This is a genomic window from Collinsella sp. i05-0019-G5 (assembly GCF_042851345.1).
Classification (GTDB): Bacteria; Actinomycetota; Coriobacteriia; order Coriobacteriales; family Coriobacteriaceae; genus Collinsella.
Window position 1 is genome coordinate 1741253 of the sequence record NZ_AP031421.1, and the last position, 14202, is coordinate 1755454.

At 59.3% G+C, this 14202-nt stretch carries 11 protein-coding genes; 4 read left to right on the forward strand and 7 right to left on the reverse strand.

The window, feature by feature from the left end; all coding sequences use genetic code 11:
• Positions 1-507: 507 nt before the first annotated feature.
• From ACGHIZ_RS08225 to ACGHIZ_RS08245, 5 genes are all read right to left on the reverse strand, one after another.
• A complete protein-coding gene (locus tag ACGHIZ_RS08225; protein WP_390447403.1) occupies positions 508-2271 on the reverse strand; it encodes an ABC1 kinase family protein in 1764 nt (587 codons plus the stop codon).
• A gap of 8 nt (positions 2272-2279) precedes the next feature.
• Positions 2280-2690, reverse strand: coding sequence for a hypothetical protein (locus ACGHIZ_RS08230; RefSeq protein ID WP_390447406.1), 411 nt, complete (start codon positions 2688-2690; stop codon positions 2280-2282).
• Positions 2691-2795: 105 nt separating this feature from the next.
• Positions 2796-4319: a C69 family dipeptidase gene (locus tag ACGHIZ_RS08235; RefSeq protein WP_390447409.1), complete on the reverse strand. Its 1524-nt coding sequence runs from the start codon at positions 4317-4319 to the stop codon at positions 2796-2798.
• A gap of 355 nt (positions 4320-4674) precedes the next feature.
• Positions 4675-5529, reverse strand: a complete 855-nt coding sequence (locus ACGHIZ_RS08240) for a bifunctional 5,10-methylenetetrahydrofolate dehydrogenase/5,10-methenyltetrahydrofolate cyclohydrolase (protein ID WP_195239449.1) — start codon at positions 5527-5529, stop codon at positions 4675-4677.
• Between the two features lie 2 nt (positions 5530-5531).
• Entirely contained in the window at positions 5532-6164 is a 633-nt protein-coding gene (locus tag ACGHIZ_RS08245) for a cyclodeaminase/cyclohydrolase family protein (protein ID WP_161159940.1), read from the reverse strand.
• A 379-nt stretch (positions 6165-6543) separates the two neighbouring features.
• Between ACGHIZ_RS08245 and ACGHIZ_RS08250 the strand changes: the two genes are divergently transcribed.
• The 3 genes from ACGHIZ_RS08250 (at position 6544) to ACGHIZ_RS08260 (ending at position 10773) form a co-directional block, all read left to right on the forward strand.
• Positions 6544-7143, forward strand: a complete 600-nt coding sequence (locus ACGHIZ_RS08250) for a hypothetical protein (protein WP_138112912.1) — start codon at positions 6544-6546, stop codon at positions 7141-7143.
• 241 nt (positions 7144-7384) lie between these two features.
• Entirely contained in the window at positions 7385-7978 is a 594-nt protein-coding gene (locus ACGHIZ_RS08255) for a hypothetical protein (protein ID WP_138112914.1), read from the forward strand.
• A 305-nt stretch (positions 7979-8283) separates the two neighbouring features.
• Positions 8284-10773 (forward strand): phosphatidylinositol-specific phospholipase C, encoded by a 2490-nt coding sequence (locus ACGHIZ_RS08260; RefSeq protein WP_390447415.1) that lies wholly within the window; start codon positions 8284-8286, stop codon positions 10771-10773.
• A 95-nt stretch (positions 10774-10868) separates the two neighbouring features.
• Here ACGHIZ_RS08260 and ACGHIZ_RS08265 read toward each other — a convergent pair whose 3' ends face one another.
• Entirely contained in the window at positions 10869-11138 is a 270-nt protein-coding gene (locus ACGHIZ_RS08265; RefSeq protein ID WP_138340451.1) for a hypothetical protein, read from the reverse strand.
• 168 nt (positions 11139-11306) lie between these two features.
• On the opposite strand from ACGHIZ_RS08265, the gene ACGHIZ_RS08270 reads away from it, so the two are divergent.
• Positions 11307-12356 carry a YhcG family protein gene (locus ACGHIZ_RS08270; protein ID WP_390447418.1) on the forward strand — a complete coding sequence of 350 codons (1050 nt, stop codon included), beginning with the start codon at positions 11307-11309 and terminating at the stop codon, positions 12354-12356.
• A 425-nt stretch (positions 12357-12781) separates the two neighbouring features.
• On the opposite strand, the gene ACGHIZ_RS08275 is transcribed toward ACGHIZ_RS08270, so the two are convergent.
• On the reverse strand, positions 12782-14119 hold the full coding sequence (locus tag ACGHIZ_RS08275; RefSeq protein ID WP_390447421.1) for a hypothetical protein: 1338 nt from the start codon (positions 14117-14119) through the stop codon (positions 12782-12784).
• Positions 14120-14202 lie beyond the last annotated feature (83 nt).

Here is a 14202-nt window from a genome sequence, read left to right on the forward strand (position 1 = left end):
CGCGCTTGGCTACACCGCGTGCAATCGCGCCACGGCGATGCGAGACGCGCTGGCGCTCGTCCTCAAACATATCCATTTGTCTCCTACTGTCTGTACTTGGAGCGTTGCCTTGAGACTGCCCCACGTCATCGCGCATGTTGCGCTCGAGTTCCCCCATCGGGGTCCCCCTTCCCTCCAGAGCCCTATGCACACCGGCGGCAAAAGCCGCAGCCGCATGCAAGACGGGAGGCGATCCGACTTAACCTTAACGACTCGGGCACGTCGTCCGATCTGCGACGCGAGCATCCCGAGCCAAGAGGAATTACGGTTACTGGTACAGCTGGGGACTTGCACCCCGATTCTCCCAAATGCGCAGGATAACCGCGCATTCGTGCGTCTCCGCACCACCATCTAGGCCATCGATTATTACCGTCAAAATGGTATCACGCAAAAGGGCCTCGCACGCAGGCGAAGCCCAAGGTAAAAGCTATTGTTTGCGATAGGAAAATGCGGTGACGGCCGCAGCCTCTAGTGCTTGCCGCCGTGACTGTTGAGCCAGATATTGCGGCCCAGCATAAGCGCCAGCACCAGCGCGCTCACGTAGCCCATAAAGCCAATGACCGGGATACCAAACACAACCGGCTCGATGCGCGCGTAGTACACCACCGACGAACCGATAAACAGACCGGCGATCACAATTGCCATCGACATGCGGTCGATAATCCCACCCAGCTGTCGCAGCGCCTTATCGCTGCTCATGATCTGCGTGTTTACCTTAAGCTGGCCGCGCGTAAGCATACGCGAAGCCAAGCCCAGATACTCGGCCGCCTCGAGCGAGCCCTTCGCCGCGCGATAACTGCTCGCTGCAAAGTCGCGGCTCATCTCGCGCATGCGCGCATAGGTGCTTTTCTCGTTTTTAATATGCGTCTGGATGATCTGGATCATGTTGACGTTGGGCATGTACTCGGTCAACAGGCCCTCGAGCGTCACCATGCCGCGGGCGAACATCGTCACCACGCTCGGCAGCTCAACGTCATTTTTGCGCGCGAGGTTTAACAGCGAGGTCAAAAACTCGCCGATATCCAGGTCTTTAAGGTCGAGCCCGGCAAAGTCGGCAACAATAAAGTCCAAGTCGGACAAAAAGGCCGAATGGTCAAGCTCGGCCGAATCGCCGCGCGTCACGGCAAAGCGCATGAGCGAATCCTTGAGCTTTGGCACGTCGCCCTCGGCCACGGCAAAGATCATATCCTTGACGATGCCACGGTCGTGGCTCGACATGCGTCCGACCATGCCCAAGTCGATAAAGTAGACAATTCCGTCTTTGAGGATGATGTTTCCCGCATGCGGGTCGGCATGGAAAAAGCCGTCGTCGAGCACCTGCGTCGAATAGTCCTCGACGATTGCGGCACCGATCTTTTCCAAGTCATAGCCCTCGGCCACTAAGCGTTCAGGATCGGCAATCGAAATGCCGTCGACGTAATCCATAACCACCACGTGCTCGGTGCACAGGTCCAGATAGGATTTAGGGCACGTCACGCCATGAACGCTCTTATGGAACTCGTAGAAGTCGTTGAGGTTTTTGGCCTCGGCCAAAAAGTTGGTCTCCTCGCGAAACGAGGTCCACAGCTCCTCGACCACGCCGTGCAGGTCAACGAATTGATCGGTGTTGACGAACTTGGAAACGATACGCACCACCGAGCGGATGATATCGATGTCCTGCGCCATAACCTGCTGCGCACCGGGGCGCTGCACCTTGACGGCCACGTCCTCGCCCGTCACCAGACGAGCGCGGTGCACCTGCGCGAGCGATGCGCTACCAAGCGGATTGGGATCGATCGCATCGAACATCTCCCCCAGGCGCAGGCCGTATTCTTCCTCCAGACAGCGAAGCACTACCTCGTACGGCACCGGCTCCACGTCGGAGCGCAGACGACGCAGCTCGTCGCAAAAGCGTTGCGGCAGAATCTCGGACCGGTTGGCCAGAATCTGCCCCATCTTGACGAACATGGGGCCGAGTTCCTCGAGCAGGCGGCGCAAACGAACCGGCGTGAGGTTATCCCACACGCGGTACTTTTTGACCAGGCGAACAATCTGCCCAATGCGTTCGCGACGACCCGCCGGCGTGAGCTGGTATTCCTCGTCCGGTGCCATCGCGTCGGGCTCCTCGGGCACCCTATCGACAGCGCGTGGCTTCTTGCGAGCGCCCGAGACGGCAGCGTCGACCTCATCGACAACCGCCGCCTCGTTACCCAGAGGATCTAGATTGTTGTAATCGGTGGTGGAATCTGCCATCTGCGCTGCTACTCGGCCTCTTCGGTATCCTTCGCATCGTCGGCCTCAACAGACTCGACGGGCACCGAGGTCACGTTGTCCTCGACCGAATCGACGATGTCGCGCACATGAGCCAGGAAGGCCGTGCGCTCGGGCGCGGTCATAACGCGGACGCGAGCCAGAATGAGCTCGTCGAGCACGCGTTGGGCCGCGGTCTCGCCCTGCATGCCCAGACGCTCGGTCAGGTCGGAGATGGTGCCGCCGGCCTGCTCGAACATGTCGGACACGCTACGGGCGATATCGGGGGTGCCGGCGTCCTTGCGAACCTGCTCGCCCTTGGTATTAAGGTCGTCGAGGACCTTCTTGCCGCCTTCGACAGCAACGGCGGCAGCGCCAAAGCCCACGTTAATGGCGCCGTTAACAAGCTGATCGAGTTTCATAACCATGGTTGTCTCCAATCACAAACAACTGCATTGGCGTTCTTGTACCCAAGATTGAGCGAAAGCGACAAAGCGTTTTAGCACTATTCGATCGACGAGAAATCCCTACCTCACGTTGTCGTTCATCGCGAAAGAGTTCTTCATGGCGCAGCTCGTGGTGAAGAGCACCTTGCCCAGCAGGGCATCGGTCTCCACGCGAACACGCTCGGCAAAGGCCTCGTTGGCGCGTGCAAGCTCGGAAGGCACCTCGGCCTCGGGCAGAGCGGCTACGGCAGCGTCGACGTCATGGATCTGCTTGTGACCCATGCCACCGACCTTCTCCTGATAGTCCTCCACAGCGCGGCCGCACTCATGGAAACGGACGTCGGCCAGGGCGCCGATCAGGCGGTTGGCCCAGTAGAAGTTTTCGGACGTTACGCGAGCCTGCGTGTCGGCATAGTACTCGGGCATGGTCTCGACGTTGGCGTACAGCGGAACCAGCGCGTTAAACGAATTGGAGCCAAACGCCATCCACTGCACGGCGCGATAGGCCGGCTGCGCATAGGGGCGCAGCTGCAGCACGGCGAGCTGGCTGTTGCGGTTGATGCCGATGGGGCGATAGGCGCCGCGCGTGGCGGGCGTGCCCTTGCTGCCGTAGCAGTCGTACTCCGTACCCTGGTAGTGGCTCGAGAGTACGTACTTGATGTCCTCGATGGTCACCTTACGCTCGGGCACGCGGCTCCAGGGGATATCGTCGCTCTCGGGCGTGTAGTCGGCGTCGGGGCCATCCCACACGTCACTGGGGTTGAGGCAGCGCTGCATGTACCAGGCGCGCGGCGTGTTGTAGACGTGGTCGCTGTCGCTGTGCGAGCCAAAGGCCTCGCGCGGGTTAAAGACCGCAGCCGAGCCGTAGCCCTCGACGCCCAGCGTCAGGTCCAGATGCCACTCGGCCATCCAGGAGCGCAGGTCGGCGGAACACATGTGGTCGGCCTGGGCGCCCTCGGCGTCATCCAGGTCAAAGCTGTCGATACCCAGTTGGTTGGGCATGGTCACATAGGCGTCATCGGGCACACGCTTGGCAATCCAGTGGTGGCCGCCGATGGTCTCGAGCCACCAGATCTCGTCCACATCACTAAAGGCGATGCCGTTGTTCTCGTAGGTGCCGTAGCGCTCGAGCAGGTCGCCCAGGATACGAACGCCGTCGCGAGCGGACTTGGCATACGGCAGGACCAGGGTCACCATGTCCTCCTCACCCAAGCCACCAGGCTGCGCCGGCACATAGCCGTCCTCACCCTCGTTACCCTTGGCGGGCACGTAGTCCACGAGCGGGTCGGCGCCGCGAACGCGCTCATTGGTGGTGAGCGTCTCGGTTGCGGACATGCCAACATTGAGCTCGTTGAAACCGGCCTCGGCCCAGATACCGTGGCCCGGGACAACATCGGGGACGCTCGTATAGCGCATGGGGTTATCGGGCAGCTCAACGGTCAGGTGGCTCAGGACGCTCGTGTAGACACGCGGCTGCTCGTCGGGATGCACTACGCGCATGCGCTTGGGCTCAAATACCCCGTTGGACGAGTCCTCGTTACGCGCGACCAGGGTCGACCCGTCGTAGCTTGCGTTTTTACCGACCAGAATCGTTGTGCACGGCATGCGCATCCTCCTTGAGCGAAGAAATCAAACGGCAACAGTGTATCGCTTCGGCGCAGAAAGGGCGAAACCACGGCCTCGGCAGCCCCCGTGGTCAAAAAATGCCAAATATGAGTACTGTCACAAATTTAGTGGCAGCAAATTGCACTGTTCCGGGCGCCGGGAATCCTCACCTGTCCAAAAACTGAGTCTAGTAATTCCCCATACGTCCAATAAAATTGGCTCTTTAACGATATTACTTATCGCTAAAGAACCAAAATGATCTCAAACATATGTGACTAACTTGGCAACAGTACTCATATTTGGCATTATTTGACCACGGGGTATCTAACCAACCCCCTAAACAGCCTCCAAACGCCTATTTTACCGCGCGCTCAGCCGCCTCGATCACGTGCTTGGCGAGAATTGCTGTCGTCACGGCGCCCACGCCACCCGGCACGGGGGTGATTGCACCAACAACCGGCTCCGCGGCATCAAAATCGACGTCGCCGACCAGCTTGCCAGCGGCTTCGTCCCAATTAATGCCAACATCGATAATCGCCTGGTCCTCGCAGACCGCATCTGCGCCAATCGTGCGCGCGCGTCCAACGGCGGCAACCACAATGTCGGCAGCACAGCACTCGGCGGCAAGATCGCGCGTATGCGTATGGCACGTCGTCACGGTTGCGTTGCGCGCCGTAAGCATGGCGGCAACGGGGCGGCCAATTACCAGTGAGCGTCCGACCACAGCAACCTTGGCCCCATCCAGCTCAACGCCGTAATGATCCAGCAAAGCAAGCACGGCTTCGGCTGTGCAGGGGGCAAAACCCTCGCCGCGCCCCGAAAGCGTGGTGAGCAGTGAAGCCGGCGTCATGGAGTCAACGTCCTTGGCGGGATCGAGCGCTGCAGCGACGGCGTTCTCGTCAAGGCCGGCGGGCAGCGGGCGGAACATCAGACAGCCATGAACAGCCGAATCGGTATTGATGTCCTCGACGGCCGTCAACAGCTCGTCCTGCGAAACATCGGCAGGAAGCAAAACGCGGCGAGCCTCAATGCCAACCTTCTCGCAGCGCTTGAGGGCACCGCGCTCGTAGGACAGGTCGTCCTCGCGTTCACCTACACGCACGATAGCAAGCGTCGGAACAACACCGCGTTCGCGCAGCGCAGCGCAGCGGGCAGCGAGCTCCTCAGTCAAAGCGCGGGCGACGGGAGCACCCTTCAGTAGCTCAGCCATGGCTATCCCCTCTTTCTTGCAGCGTCGGAGGCGCGGCGCGCCAGCGCATCGGCGCGCGGCAACCATGTGTCGAGCAACTCATCACACGCCGTCTCGAGCTCCTCGGCGCGTGCACGATCCTTCATAGACGTGGTGTTCGCAAAGAGCGTCAAGCTCGCGCCCTGCATGGCGGCGCGGCAGAATACGGCGCCGCACGCCACATCGGACAGCAGCTGACGCGAACCCTTGTCGGCCATGTCCTCGAGCAGCGCCAGTGCGCGCCCGCAGGCATCCATAATGCGATACGGCGGCATAGCGGCCACATGCAGCGCATCCTGAATCGCAGCCGGTCGGGCCGGGTCCTCACGCGGAATACCGTACGCAGCGGACACCTGGCCGTACGCACGAACGTCCTCGGCGACCAGACCCACAAGCTCCTGCGCCAACTCGTCTGCCTGGGCAAACGCACGCGTCAGGTCATCCGCACGATCAGCAAGCGCGGGATTGGTCGCACCGTAGCGGGCAACCATTCCGCACAGCGAGGCGCCCAGCGCGCCCACAAAAGCGCTCGCGCTGCCACCACCGGGAACTGGCTCGCGCGCGGCCAGCGCCTCGGCAAAACCGCGACAGGTTTTATCCATCATCTCTTGGCTCATACGCACACGCACCTTCAAGTCATATATATCGGTCGGGCGGCCGACGCCGGCCGACCGCATCGATCACGTAATGGTGCTAAGTCTAGCCCATAAGTACGCGAGCGTCAGCGCACCTGGCCATCGCGGATTTCTATGGCACACGATAGGCCATGCCAACGCAAACATGGGACACATGGCCCACCTTTCGAGACTCCCGAGCAGCACAAGCTGGGGCATATCTATAAGTAAGGAACCCGTTGGGGAACGGCCGCGCAACGGCCACAAGCGATGAACGGAGGCATAAGTCGCACAGTACACAGAGACATCCGCCGCCAGCGCAATCAGTACCCCAACAGCATGCGGCGCCGTGATGTCATCAGCAGACAAGGAGGACGCCACCATGATGAAAAAGACCCTATCAATCCTTTCCCTTTGCATCGCCCTCTTTGCCGCGCTCGCCCTTGTGGGCTGCGGCGGGAGCGCATCGGGCGGCGGCAGCGCCCCCAAGAGCGAGAGCAAGGAAAAGGCCCCCGTCGCCAAGAAGACCGACTACATCTGGTTTAAGGTCGAGATGCCCGAGGGCGTCGGCGTAAGCGACTCTGCCGGCAAGAATGCCGACAGGGTCCAGCTCACCTTCCCCGAAGACGAGAACGCCTCGGCCGATCGCTTTATCCCCGTTTGGAAAAAAGCGCTGACGGCCGAGGAATCCCACGCCGACCAGGCGGAAAAGAAGGGGGATACGTTCCAGTGGAAGGATGGCGGGTCCGTCGAGTATAACGGCAGGACGTGGCTCGTCGGAACATACGAGGACAACAGCGGCATCTCAACCATGCTTTTTACCGATGTTGAGCCGGGAAGCGTCTACGTCCTCATCTCGAACTTCGACCAGCACAAGAAAGAAGCCGAGGCACTCCTCAACTCCATCGAGTTCCCCGATGACATGGAAGAGGCAGTTTCCGAGGCACGCGAAGTCGAGATTTCGAGCATCGAGATCAAGTAACGGGACACCCGCACGCGCCTACGCGCACCCGCGCACATGCGCCCCATTAAAACAACGGGCGCCCAACCCGGGGAGGGCCGACAGCACCGGCCCTCCCCTCTTTTGGACCCGTGCATATTGCCACTTAACGGCGCAAATCCGGCCCTCAGAATGGGACACATGGCCCACCCTAGCGAGCCGTCCACGCGTACAGTAAAGGCAGGTAATCCATGGGCGGTTACAGATCGAGGAGGACACGACCATGAAAAAGAAGGCCTTTGCGATTCTCACCCTCTGCATCAGTCTCTTTGCCGCGGTTGCCCTGGTGGGCTGCGGTGGCAGCGGCGGCGCTACCGGCAGTGGAGGTGGCGGCGGAGCAGAAAAGCCAGCCGTGGATATGAGGACCGACTTCATTTGGTTTAAGGTCGAGGTCCCCGAGGGCGTCGAGATCACCGACGTCGCAGGCGACACCGCCGACAGGGCCCAGTTTAAGTTCACCGAGAGCGAGCACGCCAGCGATCGCTTCATCCCCGTCTTCGACTCTGACAAGAACGCCGATGAACTGTTCGACTACGAGGCAAAGTGGAATGCCAGCTTTGAGTGGACCGAGAATGACCCCGTCAAGTACAACGGCAAGACTTGGCGCAACGCTTCCTATACACACTCGGGCGGCGTAACGACCGAATACTTCACCGACGTTGACGGCGGCAGTGTGTATGTGCGTATCGACAACGTCGAGGAGCACAAGGACGCCGTCGAGACCATGATGAAGTCTCTGGAATTTGCCGACGACATCGCCGAGGCCAAGACCGAGGCCATGGACGTCAAGCTCGACGATATCGAGATCAAGCGCTAAGCGACTGGCGAGCGCAACGGGAAACACGGTCGCAGTGCAAACAAGCGACGGTACCCCAGCGCTTCGTACCCAGGGAGGGCCGGTAAACCGACCCTCCCTTTCTTATGCCTGTAGCCGACGAACGCGAGGATGCCGGACGCCGGAACCGCCCCAAATGTGGCAACAGTACGAAAACGACAAACACCCCAACACGTCCGCCCACCGATTTATTGCGCCGCGCAGACAATTAAACCAGCATCTTTAAACATCTGGGCAGTATAGTGACCAAAACTATCGCATAACCGCACTCTGCGAATGGAGAAGTTATGACCGAACACCATGCCATCAGCCGCCGAGCGTTTACGCTGGGCCTAGGGCTTGCGGCGTTGTCACCACTTGCAAGCCTGCCCGAAACCGCAGCGCCGGGCATTCCCCTGCGAGCGGCATTTGCAGACAACACACCCGCACCGTCGGACAGCCTCCACAATTTCGTCATTCGCCTTCGCCCCGCGGGCTATTTTCGCACCGCGAGCGTCAACCAAGACGGCAACGTTCGCGGCAACGTCTGTCACCTGTTTAACGACGGCACGTCCAGCAAGCTCATCCTTGAGAACGTAACGACCAAGAATGACGATACAAACTGGTACGCCATCCGCACCTTGCTCAATTTCGAAGAGCATAAAAAGACGGGCTACAGCATTTGGTCGGTCGACGACGACTCGGACAAAGATGGAAAGGTCATCCACGTATGGGGCGGCGAGTATGACAACAAGCCCAGCCGCGCTTTTGCGTTCGAGCGTCAATCAAACGGAACCTACATCATCCGAGACCGCACGGTCGAGAAAGAAACCGAGAAAAAAGACATTAAGTACCTGGCAATAGAATCGAACGGCAAAGACCAGGACAACAATAAGATCTGCCATAAGAGTAAGAGCATTCCGTGGGAGCTCGAACTTATCGGTTACGACATGAAAAAGAACGATGCCACGGTTAGCAGCCTCGACTGGATCACGTACAGCAGCTACGTCGACGGACCATGTTGGATGAAATACGTCGACGACAACAAGTTCCTCGACGAGCTGAGCATCCCGGGTACGCACGATTCGGGCACCTGCAGCGTGGACAACGACACTGAGCCCCAATCCTCGCAAGTAAAATGCCAGCAGGATTACATTCCCACGCAGTTGCTCGAAGGCATTCGCTATTTCGATATCCGGCTCGGAAAGGGCGATGACCCCGGCATCGACCACGGGATTTTCTACCTACTCAAAAAAGACGGGAACTATCTGCATCTCTCCGATGTCATAGGCTACTTCAAAACGTTTTTGAACGAAAACCCGACAGAAGCGCTCATCATGCTTGTATCACGAGGCAACGACGAGGCTACCGACGAAAGTGTTACGACGGCTTTCGCCAAGGTTTTGGACGACAACCCCAAACTGTTCTATACGTCGAGCCGCGTTCCCACACTGGGCGAGGTGCGCGGAAAGATCGTCCTGCTACGTCGATTTGGACTCGACGGCGACAGCGTAAGCGGCCACACGTGGGGACTCGACCTCACCGAATGGGATAACAAAATCGCAGTGCACACCGACAGCAGTTCCATGTGTCTCGTCCAAGACGCGCGGGGCTTTGAAGCCGCGGGGGAAACAGGCGACAAAGAGCCCTATTGCACCAAGGTATACGCACAGGACAAGTACAAACTCACGGGAACCGACAAGCTCAGCTGGGTCGATAATGCGCTGAAGGAAACGACCGGGCGCACGCGCAACGAGGTAGATGTCGAGGACGATAACGGGGCCAAGGAGAAAGTCCTGGAGCGTTGCTGGTCTATCAACTACACCAGCTGCACGGGCTTGTCGCACGGAGGCAATCCTTTTACCTCGGCACGAGTAGTCAACGAGCATCTGTATAAGAGCCCGTACATCAATCCCAGCGGCATCGAGGATACAAAGTCAGATTACCTCAAGCACATTGGCATCATCGCATCCGACTTTGTTGATGCGGCGCTGGCCCGGAGCATCTATCAGCGCAATTACGATACGGAGCACAAGCAGGCGGCTTCGTACTATCTCCCGTACTATCTCCCGACCCGCATGCGCATGACGTACGGCGACTCGCTGAGCGATGCCTCATTCCAGGATGGCAAGACCGTTGGCGAGGGTCATTTCCGCCTCGTTAACAGCAGCAACGTACTCAACGTGGCCGCTTCTGGCAGCGCGTTTGCCATCGAATACGTGGATGTCGACGCCCTGGGCAACGAGACCGTTACGGGGCTGCAGGGCTCTGTGCCCATCGATATCGATCCACGCGCGCTGACGCCCCATTTTGAGGGACTCGAAGGCCTTAAGGCCGGCGAAGACGTGCGCGCCAAGATTGCGGCATCACTCGAGGGCAAGCTCGAAACCGATGCCTGCACGGCCCAGCTCGAGTTTGTGCACGACGCGGACGGCGCTCCGGGCACGGCAATGGCCGAGGGCGAGGCATTTGCCGCGGGGACGTATTGGGTGCGTGCGAAAGGTCTGTTGGGCGACGCGGCGCAGAACTACACGCTCGCCAGCGACGGAGCCGCAAACTTTACCGTAGCGGCCTCGGACAGTGCAGGCGGCACCGGCAGCGGCACGGGTTCCAGCGCAGGCAGCGCTGATAAGAATGGTAAGGGCAACAAGGGCAAGGGCTCGGGCGGAAAACTCGCCGACACGGGCGACGGCTCCGGCATTGCCGCCGGGCTCGCCGCTGCCGCCATGGCGACAACGGTCGCCGGCGCGGCGATGCTTGCCAATGACCGCGAAAACGTTGGGGACGACAGCGAATAGGCAAGCCCGCCTTTTAGACACATCGACTCAATTGGGGGGGCGCAGAATACCGTTCTGCGCCCCGATTTTTACCTTAGCCCGAACACCGTTATCGGCTACATCACCATGTTCAGCGCATTCACGAACTCCTGAGCTTGGGAGCGGCTGCTCAGACTAAAGACACAGGCAGTCAACAGCCTGTTACGTAGGAAAACGTCGCGGCCCTTGATCCTGCTGACCCCCGTAATGTCCTTAAGATAAACAATCTCGGTGTGCTTGCCACCAAAAGTGCCCTTCTTGAGCACCTCGATGCGGTTAGGGTAGATCTTGACGTCTTTAAACCTACCCGAACCTTTGTCCTGGAACAGCAGCGTGTTGTTGTCCATACGCGTCACTCCCGTGGGGTTCGCTAAAACTGTCTCTATGGCCACATTTTAGTCACCGCAAGGCTCCCATGCGAAGGTGCCAGACAGCAAAGCAATTCGTGTCCGCGCGAGGCTTTAAACTAAATGCGATAAAGATGCATTCCACAAGAGGAAAGTGGGGCGACAGTGATGGGCGAACTGGTAAACCGTGGAGAATCGGCAATCGTGCCCGAAGGTTTTTACAAGCAGGTCTCCTCGATTCTCAACGCCGCTCGCGACAAGGCCTATACCGCCGTTAACTTTGCGATGGTTGAGGCATATTGGGAGATCGGCAAGAGTATTGTAGATGAACAGGGCGGAGAGGAGCGCGCAGCATATGGAGAGGCATTGATTGCAGGCCTCTCCAGAAGGCTTACCGCGGATTTCGGAAGAGGCTTTGGCATCGCAAACCTTCGCAATATGCGTCAGTTCTTTCTTGCGTTTCCAATTCGCGACGCACTGCGTAGCGAATTGAGCTGGACTCATTACCGCAGGTTGATGCGCATTTCCGACCCTGATGCTCGCACCTGGTACATGAACGAATGCGCCGATTCTCGTTGGAGCACGCGTCAGCTCGAACGCCAGATCAACACCATGTTCCGCGAGCGCCTACTTGCCAGCAAGGACAAGGAGGCCGTCACCCAGGAAATCCAAAAGAGCGCCCCGGCTCGTCGCCCCGAGGATATCATCCGCGACCCATATGTACTGGAGTTTTTAGGTTTCTCGGACGATACTGCGTTTCGCGAGAGCGATCTAGAGCAGGCGCTCATCACGCATCTTCAGAAGTTCCTGCTGGAGCTTGGCCGTGGTTTCGCTTTCGAGGCGCGCCAAAAGCGCATCACCTTTGATGGGCGCCATTTCTATATTGACCTTGTTTTTTACAACTATCTGATGCGCTGCTTCGTGCTCATCGACCTTAAGACGGACGACCTTACGCATCAGGACCTGGGCCAGATGCAAATGTATGTGAACTACTACACGCGCGAGCTCATGAACGAAGGCGACAATCCGCCCATAGGCATCGTGCTCTGCGCGGACAAAAGCGATTCGATTGTCGAGTACACGCTGCCCGAAGACAACGACCAAGTGTTTGCCGCCAAATACCTGCCGTATCTTCCAAGCAAGGAAGAGCTGGCGCGCGAACTAAGCGCCGAGTACCGCGCCATCAACGAAGCGACTAATGGCGAAACGCAAGAGTAGCAGCACGTTGCGACCGAAGCCACCGCAGCCGTCGCAGGCGCACTCGCGGTTGCGACGCACGCTACGAAACAATACCGGTCATGGACGCCGGCAACGACATTCTAGCCGTGGCTGGCGAGCGTGACCTGACAGGCAAAGACGCGGCCTTCGTCTGATGTGGGTCCATTGGCTGCCACAGAAAAGGGCCGGTTGCAGCCGGCCCTTTAGACGATAATACCTGCGTTGCCCGCGCTTCCGAAGTGTGACCAGCTGAAGAGCGGGTTCCGCGGCACAATCTGATTTTACCCAGTGAGGAGGCTCTTTTGCAGCCGCTCCACTGTTTATTTACATCTGGCACCCTCAAACAATCAGACGGCAGCCCGCACTCCTGAGAGCTGCCCCGCACCCCCGGCCATCACCTTACGGCAACAACCGGTGCTACTCCCCTACTTCCCAAATAGCGCACCCAGCAGACCGCGGCGTTTGGGCTTCTCCTCTCGGTAGGAACCCTCGACGGCGGCTGCAACCTGGCGCGGTTGCTCGCCGCCTCCACGGCGCACGATCTGGTACAGGAAGGGCGATTTAACGTATTTGACCTCGACGGGCGTGGCGTGTACGGTGCTCTCACCGGACAGATGCAGGCTCGGGCTGAGCGGTGCCACGATATGCGTTTCGCGCTTGTCGCTAAACACCACCGCGGCCGCGCGGCCCGTCTGGCCGTTTACGGCAATGCGCACCTGCTCGCCATCGCGGCCGTCTGTCGCCGGACGATCGACAAAGTAGACCGGCACCATCACCAGGCCGTCCTTATGCTTGCGGGCCTTGCGCGCCCAGGTGCGGATGCTCTTTTTATTGAGCCCCAGTACAGCCTCGGCGTCGTTGCCCGCAACGTCGAGCGCCAACTTATCAATGACCACCTGGTCCTTGGTAGACGCATCGACTGAGACAACGCGAAAGTCACCTTCCTGCATGGCGGGATCGAACGGACCGACCTTGGCAAAGTCCCACGGCTCCAAAATGCCCATGAGGCGAACGTCCAGGTAGTTTGCCCTGGGGTATGCCCAGTCGAGCACCTCGTAGTACACCAAGGCCTCCTTGCTCAGGCCCTTGCCCGGGAAGCTCGCCATCATGCGCAAGTCCGCCAGCGCCATGGGGAAATAGAAGAGCATCATGTCGTTTTGGATCGCGTCTTCCACGTCGTGCCCGGCAAAGGCATCCGGATACTGGCGCACCAGCTGCAGCGCGTTGGCACGTGCCTGCTGCGGCGAGATTTCGCAGGGAATACCCTGCTCGGGCACATACTCCGCACCAACGCCCATGGTCAGGCGCTTGCTAAACGTCCCCGGCTTGAGCAGGTCCGCAATGCCGATCTTATTGCCGCAGGACGGGCACTCAAACACACGCTGCGTTGACTCGCCCTCAAAGGACGCTCCGCAGAAGGGGCAAGGAATGCTCACATGCGTGGCCTCTTGGAACTCCTGCGCCGTGCCGCGATCCTCCCACAGCAGATGTTCCAGGACCGACTGATTGCGCCAGTGCGCATTGAAGAAATACCAGTCCGGGTCCTGCGGGCGCTCGAGTTGCGACACATGCGTGAGTTTGAGCAGTCCATCCACCACCGTCAACGGCGTATGGCGAATACCCAAAGCGCTCTTGGGCTCTCCGGCGTCCGCCTGCCACGGAACCACCGTGCCGCAATAGGCGCACTCAAAGCTGCGCTTAGCCTGGTGCGAGTACATAGGGCCGCCGCAGTTTTGACATTTAATGGCAAACATCTCGTCCATGGAAACGTCCTCCTTTGCACAGGGGCTGTCGACATTAAGTATGTCGAGCAAGCAGGCACATGCCCATACCCATGTGGCCCAAA

Coding starts and splice junctions, on each gene's coding strand:
- ACGHIZ_RS08235 (WP_390447409.1), bottom strand. CDS start 4,319: ATGCCGTGCACAACGATTCTGGTCGGTAAAAACGCAAGCTACGACGGG.
- ACGHIZ_RS08225 (WP_390447403.1), bottom strand. CDS start 2,271: ATGGCAGATTCCACCACCGATTACAACAATCTAGATCCTCTGGGTAAC.
- ACGHIZ_RS08260 (WP_390447415.1), top strand. CDS start 8,284: ATGACCGAACACCATGCCATCAGCCGCCGAGCGTTTACGCTGGGCCTA.
- ACGHIZ_RS08275 (WP_390447421.1), bottom strand. CDS start 14,119: ATGGACGAGATGTTTGCCATTAAATGTCAAAACTGCGGCGGCCCTATG.
- ACGHIZ_RS08270 (WP_390447418.1), top strand. CDS start 11,307: ATGGGCGAACTGGTAAACCGTGGAGAATCGGCAATCGTGCCCGAAGGT.
- ACGHIZ_RS08240 (WP_195239449.1), bottom strand. CDS start 5,529: ATGGCTGAGCTACTGAAGGGTGCTCCCGTCGCCCGCGCTTTGACTGAG.
- ACGHIZ_RS08230 (WP_390447406.1), bottom strand. CDS start 2,690: ATGAAACTCGATCAGCTTGTTAACGGCGCCATTAACGTGGGCTTTGGC.
- ACGHIZ_RS08255 (WP_138112914.1), top strand. CDS start 7,385: ATGAAAAAGAAGGCCTTTGCGATTCTCACCCTCTGCATCAGTCTCTTT.
- ACGHIZ_RS08250 (WP_138112912.1), top strand. CDS start 6,544: ATGATGAAAAAGACCCTATCAATCCTTTCCCTTTGCATCGCCCTCTTT.
- ACGHIZ_RS08245 (WP_161159940.1), bottom strand. CDS start 6,164: ATGAGCCAAGAGATGATGGATAAAACCTGTCGCGGTTTTGCCGAGGCG.
- ACGHIZ_RS08265 (WP_138340451.1), bottom strand. CDS start 11,138: ATGGACAACAACACGCTGCTGTTCCAGGACAAAGGTTCGGGTAGGTTT.